Source organism: Micromonospora sp. CPCC 206060 (genome assembly GCF_036906895.1).
In the GTDB taxonomy this organism is placed as follows: Bacteria; Actinomycetota; Actinomycetes; order Mycobacteriales; family Micromonosporaceae; genus Micromonospora.
The window spans coordinates 1-1,892 of sequence record NZ_JBAKHU010000197.1; the positions used below are offsets into that span (position 1 = coordinate 1).

The 1,892-nt window shown below is 68.0% G+C and carries 2 protein-coding genes; both read left to right on the forward strand.

Translation table 11 applies throughout. From position 1 onward, the window contains the following. Window positions 1–677 (forward strand): hypothetical protein (locus tag V6U90_RS33195; RefSeq protein WP_334445096.1); only part of this gene is annotated, 677 nt, incomplete at its 5' end. Between the two features lie 53 nt (window positions 678–730). Further along, window positions 731–1,892, forward strand: a protein-coding gene (locus V6U90_RS33200; protein WP_334445098.1) for an IS3 family transposase whose coding sequence is annotated in 2 segments (ribosomal slippage) — window positions 731–989 and window positions 989–1,892 — 1,163 coding nt annotated over the 2 segments. Because the reading frame shifts where the segments join, the coding sequence is not laid out codon by codon here. This gene is flagged as partial in the annotation.

Genomic DNA, 1,892 nt, shown 5'->3' on the forward strand with positions numbered 1-1,892 from the left:
CCACAAGGCAGCAGCAGGATCAGCTGCGGCAGCTGTGGAACGCCCTGATCGACCATATGGACGGCGACGGGTTCATCACCGCCAGCGAGTCAACCCTCGCCGATGCGACATCCACATTGCAGCAGACGGTGCATGGCCGGATCGTGGCATTGCGCGACCGTGGTCTGCTGCAGCTGGTCCAGGAAGGACGCGGTGGCGTGCCGGCGCAGTACGGGGTGACCGCTCCGGGTCAGCCCCGGCAAGCATCGTTGCCGGCCCTTCCTGCGGGCAGCCGATGGGTGCGCGACAAGGATGGGGCCCGGACGCTGTTCGACCAGCACGCCGACCACATCGCCACCACAAGGAAGCAGCAGGATCAGCTGCGGCAGCTGTGGAACGCCCTGATCGACCGTATGGACGGCGACGGGTTCATCCCCGCCAGCGAGTCAACCCTCGCCGATGCGGCATCCATACCGCAGCCGACGGTGCATAGGCGGATCGTGGCATTGCGCGGCCGTGGTCTGCTGCAGCTGGTCCAGGAAGCACACGGTGGCGTGCCGGCGCAGTACAGGGTGACCGCTCCGGGTCAGCCCCGGCAAGCATCGTTGCCGGGCCCTGCCCCCGGACCGGACCGCCCGCAGCAGGGTGCGGACCTGTCCTGGCTAAACCACGGGGGGACGTCGGGCGTTTCCCCTTGATCGTGGACACCCTGATGATTGGATCGTGAAGATCCATAGGACAGGAGTTCCCGTTGGGTACGTCGAAGTACACGCCTGAGTTCCGGGCCGATGCCGTCGCGCTGTACCACGCCAGTCCGGGGCGCACGTACGCCTCGGTGGCCCAGGATCTGGGGGTGAACCACGAGACTCTGCGCGTGTGGGTACGCGAGGCCGAGCAGGCTGCGGTGCCCGGCGCGGCGGAGTCCACCGCGTTGGAGAAGGAGAACAGGCAGCTCAAGGCCCGGGTGAGGGAGCTTGAGCTGGAGCGGGAGATTCTGCGCCGGGCAGCCTAGTATTTCGCGGGCGAGACCAGCTGGTGAGCCGTTTCCAGTTCGTCGCCGACCACCATGACGCCTACGGCGTGAAGCGGCTGTGCGGGCTCCTGTCGGTATCGCGGTCCGGGTTCTACCGCTGGCGCGAGGCGGCCCCGGCCCGCGCCGAGCGGGGCCGTGCCGACCAGGTCCTCACCGAACGGATTATCAAGATCCACCAGGAGTCCGACAGCACCTACGGCAGCCCACGGATCACCGCTGAACTGCGTGAGCAGGGCAGACCGGTGAACCACAAGCGGGTCGAGCGGTTGATGCGCCGCGGCGGGATCGTCGGGGTGCATCTGCGCAGGAAGGTCCGCACCACGGTCCCCGCGCCCGACGCGGCGCCTGTGCCCGACCTGATCGGCCGGGACTTCACCGCGCCCGCGCCGAACCGCAAGTACGTCGGCGACATCACCTACCTGCCTGTCGGTGACGGGCGGTTCCTTTATCTGGCAACGGTCTTGGACCTGTACTCCAAGCGTCTGGTGGGCTGGTCGATCGCCGACCACATGCGCACCGAACTGGTCGCCGACGCGCTCACGGCCGCCGCCGGCACCCGGGGCAACCTGCGCGGGGCGATCTTCCACAGCGACAACGGCGCCCAAGGCGGATTCAACTGGTCGTCGCAACACCTTGATCACGGAGGTTTGCGATGGGGCACGGCAAGAAGCGGATACCTCGGGTACCGGCTGGTGCGCGGCGCCAGTGGGCGTCGGATCGGGCGTTGCGACCGTCGATGCGTTCACCGGGACGGCCGGAGCCGTCTCGTGCGGTGCAGCGGGACTTTTGGCGGCGGATTGCGTCGGGAGCAACGACGGTTCGTCGAGGTCACGGGCCATCACGCTGACCTGCGACTTCGACAGTCGGGTGATCCCCAACG